This window comes from Arcicella sp. GW458-12-2-14-TSB2 (genome assembly GCF_059423785.1).
Window position 1 is genome coordinate 1 of the sequence record NZ_JBWKYN010000238.1, and the last position, 7,213, is coordinate 7,213.

General features: G+C 31.5%; 7 protein-coding genes. 4 read left to right on the forward strand and 3 right to left on the reverse strand.

Annotation, left to right across the window (positions count from 1 at the left end):
• Positions 1 to 8: 8 nt before the first annotated feature.
• Genes AC07XN_RS22430 through AC07XN_RS22440 form a run of 3 tightly spaced genes read right to left on the reverse strand, consistent with a single transcriptional unit; the run spans position 9 to position 1,125 of the window.
• Positions 9 to 350 (reverse strand): transposase, encoded by a 342-nt coding sequence (locus tag AC07XN_RS22430; RefSeq protein WP_494744680.1) that lies wholly within the window; start codon positions 348 to 350, stop codon positions 9 to 11.
• A 12-nt stretch (positions 351 to 362) separates the two neighbouring features.
• Positions 363 to 653 (reverse strand): hypothetical protein, encoded by a 291-nt coding sequence (locus AC07XN_RS22435; protein ID WP_494744686.1) that lies wholly within the window; start codon positions 651 to 653, stop codon positions 363 to 365.
• The gene (locus AC07XN_RS22440) at positions 604 to 1,125 is read right to left on the reverse strand and encodes a transposase (protein ID WP_494744681.1); all 522 of its coding nucleotides are present in this window, start codon (positions 1,123 to 1,125) and stop codon (positions 604 to 606) included. The genes AC07XN_RS22435 and AC07XN_RS22440 overlap by 50 nt, the downstream gene beginning before the upstream one ends.
• Positions 1,126 to 1,594: 469 nt before the next feature.
• Here AC07XN_RS22440 and AC07XN_RS22445 point away from each other — a divergent pair, with 469 nt between their 5' ends.
• The 4 genes from AC07XN_RS22445 to AC07XN_RS22460 form a co-directional block, all read left to right on the forward strand.
• The gene (locus tag AC07XN_RS22445) at positions 1,595 to 2,752 is read left to right on the forward strand and encodes a hypothetical protein (RefSeq protein ID WP_494744682.1); all 1,158 of its coding nucleotides are present in this window, start codon (positions 1,595 to 1,597) and stop codon (positions 2,750 to 2,752) included.
• On the forward strand, positions 2,752 to 4,410 hold the full coding sequence (locus AC07XN_RS22450) for an ATP-binding protein (protein ID WP_494744683.1): 1,659 nt from the start codon (positions 2,752 to 2,754) through the stop codon (positions 4,408 to 4,410). The genes AC07XN_RS22445 and AC07XN_RS22450 overlap by 1 nt, the downstream gene beginning before the upstream one ends.
• Positions 4,403 to 5,950 (forward strand): ATP-binding protein, encoded by a 1,548-nt coding sequence (locus AC07XN_RS22455; protein WP_494744684.1) that lies wholly within the window; start codon positions 4,403 to 4,405, stop codon positions 5,948 to 5,950. Before AC07XN_RS22450 ends, AC07XN_RS22455 begins: the two co-directional genes overlap by 8 nt.
• A gap of 8 nt (positions 5,951 to 5,958) precedes the next feature.
• The coding region (locus AC07XN_RS22460; RefSeq protein WP_494744685.1) for an ATP-binding protein at positions 5,959 to 7,213 on the forward strand (1,255 nt) is incomplete at its 3' end.

Sequence of the window (7,213 nt, forward strand, 5' to 3'; positions counted from 1 at the left end):
AAAGATTTTTATATGATAATGTTATTAATAATTGATGTTACGCAAGGTTCTATTTTAGCAAATATTATTTGGTTCTTAGTTTTCAAGAGTTGTAATTCTCTAAAAGCCGTCTGAATTGCCTTGATATAAATTTTACCTTTAAGAGCAAAATGATTGATTTTTTCGTTGATTTTTATCCTTTCAAGTTTAATATAAGCACACAAACTTGCAAAAAAGTGTGTCCTTTGAGTTTTTACACTACGAGTTGGGGATTTTTGTAGTGAGGCATTATTTTTCAATGATTTGTGGTAATCTTCTATTCTCCACCGTTTTTGGTAGGTAGAGATGATAAATTGATAAGATTTTGTCAAATCAGTGCATAATCAAAAGAGTTCGCCCTCTGAGTTATCTTTGTTTGTAAAGACATCTTTACATATCAAAACAGGTTGATTAACTGAACGAATGTAAACTTCATTGAGGTCGCCTGAATTTAATTTAACTTGGCTGATTTTGATGAATTTACCATTAGCACGGTCTTTTTTTGAGAGAGCAACCTCCAAATTAGACTTTACTGCACCAATCAAGTTTTTACTGATAGAGAGAATATAGTTGATATTTTCAGAATTAACATACGGCACAGGCCGCCCCGCAACTATCAGAGAGAATAAAGGCAAATTTGACAGCATTTTGGTAGGCACTCCCTAGCAAATCTCTGAACATTTCATTTTTGGTACAGGATGAACGCCAGCATTCTTTACGAGTTTTTATAATACACTGTAAGGTTTTGACTACCAATTCAAAACCAATCGGTAGTTGCACGCCATTATTGCTGTATAGAAGACTTACAAAGTTGATACCATTAGTACAATGATCAAAATGAGGACAAACCAATCCATTTGAATCAGTATATGGCTTTTCTGATATACTATTATCAAGAATCAGTAAACCCTCATCGGATTCGATTTGGACAACAAACGGTTTAGCTTGCTTCCAAAGTGCTTTACTATCATTAGCTGTTTGGTTCAAAAAGCGAGTTACATCATCGTGGCTAATAGCTTTGTCTAACATTTTTGATAAACCTGTTGAACTGGTCTGACCAAAAGAACTAATAAGATAATCTGTATATAAATCTAAGTCAGTTTGCATGAACCAAATTTAATTCGCTCTTTTTATTATTCACAATTGTAATGAGTAACATCAATTAATAATAGCTATAAAAAATAAAGTACCTTTGTTAAGAAATCATAACCAAAGTTATGATCGCATATCTCCAGTCCTAAAGCTACTATTACTGCTAGGAAAAATCCTAGTATTATAAAGGGTAAAGATTCTGGCAATTCACTTGCTTCAATGTTTAGTTTAATAACTTATATTGATGAATTAACATTATCTCTTTTGCAAGACTCGCAAAAAGAGATATATGGTTGGGATACATACTTAGATAGTATTAAAGTAGAATTTGAAACGAGAAATCTTCAAGGGCTATGAGATAGAAGTTTGATGAATATATTTAATAAGTATTTAGATTTTGTAAAGTACTATTATACCAGAAACTAAGATAGTTTTATATTTTATTAATATTTTTATGTAACACATTTTAACTTATTTACTTTTAGTGACCAGTGTATTAGATATATTAGAAGACGCAACAAATGGAAAATGCTATACATCTTATCGCTATAATGCAGATGATGAAATTCGCGTTCCTACACTTGACTTTGACTCTAAAGATAAAGCAATGGCCGTGGTCGTCAAAGAATTTGGAGAAACAGATACCAGCCTAACAAAAAGCAAGAATTTGAAAATTTTAGCTGATAAAATATTTCATGATGAACCATTATTTCATTTTTTTCTTGACGGTTCAAGAAAGACATATAAAGTAGACGATATAGAAATTGAACGAAATGTTTATCCTATAATGGCTGGTCAGATAGGGGTTGCATGTTGTCAACGATTGAATCCGAGTAAGTTCAAGCCTATTGAGTTTGAACACAACTTAGTATTATCATTACCCAGAGCTGCGGCAAGTAAAGATTCAGAACTTTTTTTTAATGCATTAACAAACAAGATAAACAAGTCAAAAAAATTACAAAAGCATAATGTATACTTTTCAAAAACTTTATCATACTCCAGTAAAAAGGAAGATACTCTGAAATATGAACATAAAGGTATAGCAACAATTCAAGATGAGATGATTGATTCCGAAAAAAGAATTGTAGCTCATCTAAGTACAAAAAGGTTAATTAACCCTGACAAATATTTGATTAAAGACGGATCTCTTCAATATGCACCATCAAGAAGTTCAGATTTTAAAGAACTATCAAAATTTAAAAGTCATTATAAGTGCGTAGTTGGTATTTCAAAAATGTTTGACCCTGAACTTTGTAGGGATATTAATAATAAAAGTAATGCCGACAAAATTGCTATGCTTCCTAATTACCATAGGACACCTGCATATAAATACAAAAGTGAAAGAGTTGGCAATGTTTACTTTAGCGTTTGGTACATAAGGATTAGGGAGTCTAAACATACCATAAGCCCCTTTTCAGGAGTCGTAAAAGTTGAAAAAATTTTAATGACAGAGGAAGAAATTGAAAATGGACTTGACAGTCAGGAAATTGACTTGATTACTGCGAATATTATAAATGAAAGGAATCCCGTTTGCTATGGAAATGACGCGAGATGGGCTAATCATTTATATCCCGTTTACCTTACTGAAAGCTTTATAAAAAGTAAGTATTTAAGCGACATAAATTTTTTAAATTTATTTTAATGAAGAAAATAGGAAAAATAATTGCCACTGAAAAAGCCCCTACCACAGTAGATGAATTCTATTTTTGGACAGATAAACACCTTATCATTAAACCTTTTGACGTAGTAAAAGTTCAACACATTAAAAACTCTGTAACTTTTGGAGTTGTCGAGGAAATTTCACATCTAACTGACGGAGCAAGTTTTCTTGCAGGATTTATATCAAGTGACTTTGGTGAAGTTGAATCAAATAGTCTTACTCAAAGAATAGGCATGAATTATGTCAAAGCAAAAGTAGTTGGAAATTCTGAAAACATTTACACTCCTGTACTAGACGGTTATATTGTTTCTTTAGCAGATGAAGAAGATGTTAAAATGGCATTAGGTTTAAAAGGAATAAAAAACCCTTTACCATGTGGAGTTATAGAAATGTATGAAGACGAAGATAAAATAACTATTCCAGTTCACTTTAATTCTCATTTCTTAATAGGTCCTGAAGGAGCACATTTAAACATTTCGGGAATTTCAGGGCTGGCTTCCAAAACTTCCTATGCAATGTTTTTGCTTAAAGCCATTCAAGAAATGTATATGAAAAGCAATCAAAATGAGAGTATTGCGTTTATCTTACTTAATGTAAAAGGACGGGATTTACTGGCTATTGATGAGCCCAATGATGAATTGGGTGTTGAAGATAAAAAAGTTTACAAAGAATTAGGCATAAATGTAAATCCATTCAAGAATGTAAAATACTTCTATCCCTACTCCAAAGATGTAAAGTCAACCACCTACGCTCATATTGAAGATTTTCAAAGCCAAAAACAACTAGAAAAAGCATTTCAATACAAATATCTATTTGAAAGCGACAAAGATAGTTTGGATTTGTTATTCTCAAATATTGACGACCCGACCCAATCGATGGAATCAATAGTGAACTATATTACATCAGGAGAAGGTCATTTTAATGGTATCACAAATTGGGAGGACTTAAAAGAAGAAATAAAAAAACATCAAGAAAAAGGAGACACAGGGAAAGATAAAACAATTTCTGTTTTGAGTTGGAGAAAATTTTATCGCTTGTTTCGAAAAGTATTAGAAAGAAATCATTTTTTCTCAAACTCTTTAAAGCGTGACGGTTCAGAAGTCCGATTGCAAGAGTCAATCAAGCAGATAAAGAAAAATGAAATTCATGTAATTGATATTGCAAAATTAGATGAAGAGGCACAAGGCTTTGTTTTCGGTGATGTAATGAGAGCAATCTATGATTTAAAATTAGGACAAATCACGGATAGAGAGGAAGCAGAAATACCTTCTAAAATTATCATCTTTATTGACGAGTTAAATAAATATGGAAGTAAAGATGTGCCTAAAAACTCTCCTATTCTAAAGCAGCTTTTAGACATTACGGAAAGAGGGCGTTCATTGGGAATTGTCCTTTTTGCTGCAGAACAATTTAAGAGCGACATTCAAGACAGAGTAAAAGGAAATTGTGCAACACACGCCTATGGAAGAACAAATGCTATTGAAATTTCAAAGCCTGACTATCAATTTGTACCACCTGTTTATAAATCTATGCTTACTAGATTGAAGCAAGGGGAATATATTTTGCAAAATCCCATATTCCGTTCATTATTAAATATCAAGTTTCCACGCCCTTTATATAAACAATTTAAGAATGGATAATAACTACAAGACTATTATTGGTAAAGATGTTATTGAATCGCTTACAATTGGGATGTATGACGATTCACGATTTATTTACCGTGAATATATACAGAATGCTGCTGACCAAATAGATAAGGCAAGACTACAAGGCTTGGTAGAAGAAGGGGAAATACATATTATAATTGACCCTGAAAAAAAAATAATCTCAATAGAAGACGACGCGACAGGAATTGAAGAAAGAAGTGTGGTAGAAATTTTGAAGAACATTGCTCAATCGACTAAACAACGAGGAGTTGATAAAGGGTTCAGAGGAATTGGACGATTAGGAGGATTAGGGTATTGTGATAAGTTGATTTTTGAAACTTCATTTAAAGGTGAAGCTGTAAAGTCAATAATGACATGGGATGCAAAAAAACTAAAATCAATTATCAACAACCGAAACCAAAAAGAACAAGCATCCGAAGTAATAGATATTGTTACTACTCTTGAGACAAAAAAAGAAGATACTGATAAGCATTACTTTAAGGTTACATTGATGAATATTACAAATAAAGACCTTTTAGATGTCAGAGAAATCAGAACTTACCTCTCAATGGTCGCACCTGTTCCGTTCAGCAAATCTTTTGTTTACTCAAAGAAAATTTATGACGAATTGAAAAAAGAAGAAGTTACTATTGATGAGTATAAAACATTCATTAATACAGAACAACTTTTTAAAGGTTACAATTCATATATCTATGAAGGGGAGGCTACTAATAAGAAAAAAGTTGGGGATGTCATAGATGTTTTATTTTTCAAAGAATTTGATAGTGAAAACAACAAATTGTTTTGGGGGTGGTACGGAATTACTGACAAAAATCAATCACTAAATCAAGTCAATTTTGCTAGAGGTTTCCGATTAAGAAAAGCAAATATTCAAATAGGGAATGAAGATACATTGACCAAACTACATAGAGATAAGCGTTTTCAATTTTATTTCTTTGGAGAAGTTTATGGATTACACCAAAATTTAATACCGAATGCAAGGCGTGATTATTTTTCTGAAACAGAATCTTTTTACGAATTTGAAAATAAATTAAAATCTTTCTTTCATACAACCATACACAAACTTTGCTACACCGCTTCAGATATAAATAGTGCCGTAAGAGTTATTAATAATTATAATGAAGTTGCTGAACAATTTGAAAGGAAAAAAGAGGGAGGATTTGTTGATAAAGAAGAACAACAGACTTTTTTAGAAAACCTAAAAAAGAAAAAAGAAGAAGCTGAAAAAGCAGAAAGAAAACTTGAAAATATAAAAGCAAAATCTACAGAAAATGATACACCCTCACCGATAACAAAAATTATTGAGCGAGCAACTTCAAATTACACTTTAGCGGTAAAAAATGATGTAAAAACTATAATAGAAGAAAAAACAGTTTTCAGAACAGATAAGCTATCACGTCTTAACAAACAAGAGCGAAAGTTTTTAGGAAATGTTTTTACTGTGATTAAAAATGTTTTGCCTAAAGAAATTGCAGAATTATTAATTTTAAAGATTGAGGAAGAATATAAATAGCTACATATATGAAAGTAGACAAATTTGATATTGGAGCTGAAATAATATCAATATTAACCAAAGGGATGTATCCTGACCCAAGAGACGCGGTAAGAGAGTATATTCAAAACTCTATAGATGCCAAATCCCTTGACATAGAAATTAAAGTTCGACAAAATTCTGTTGTAGTTGAAGACAATGGAATTGGTATGAACTATAAAACCTTACGTAAAGCTATCAGAGTTGGAGTTTCTGATAAGACCCCTGGCAAGGATGTTGGTTTTATGGGGATTGGTCTTTATAGTGCATTTCATCTATGCAATACCTTGACAATATATACTAGACAAAAGGAAGCCTTACCACAAATGCTTGAAATTGATTTTTCGGGTATGAGAGGAGTTCTAAAACAACAAAAGGAAAAAAGGCTTTCAGGTGAAATTGTAAGTGAAGAATTAATCGATTTGCAATCATTACTTACATCATTTGTAAAATTGCCTGACGAAAATGAAATACCATTAGAAGAGTATCCCGTTGAACAAGGAACTAGGGTTGAACTAGTAGGACTAAATCCAATATTGGATGATTTGTTAAACAACTTTAATGATTTATATAATTATCTTCAAGATGTAATACCATTACACTTCAACAAAGAAAAATTTAAATGGGCAGAGATAATTGAAAATAAAATTAAAGAAGTTTGTTTAAAGCATAACTCAAAATTTGAAGTTGTTAATCTTAAGCTACAAGTTGGAACCAAGTTTGAAAGCTTATATCGACCATATACGAATGATATTTTTTCTAATAATACGCCATTAGAACCACACTTTGAAGAAATCATTGACAAAGGTGTCTTTTTGGGAATTTCTTGGGGCTGCCTTAACTCAGGCAGAGAACGAATTCTTAATTCTGAAAAGGATAATCTAAATAGGAACTTAAGGGGTTTTATATTAAAAAAGCAAGGATTTTCAATTGGAGATAGACAATACTTTTCAAGTTATTTTGGTGGTTCAAATACTTACTATCATAGATATACAGGTGAAATAATTATTATAAATGAAGAATTGTTACCTAATGCCGCGAGAAATGATATTGAAACGTCAGATTTAAAAAAGCTTTTCCTTTTACAAGTTCAAACAAAAGTTGTCCCTATTTATACATCAATCGCAAGCAAATATCAAGAACAAAAAGTAGCTGAAGCAGTATTAGCAGAAGAGACAGAAAATATTAAAAGAATCTTAGGGCAATACAATCCCTATGAAGATAATTTCAATGTATTTCTCAATC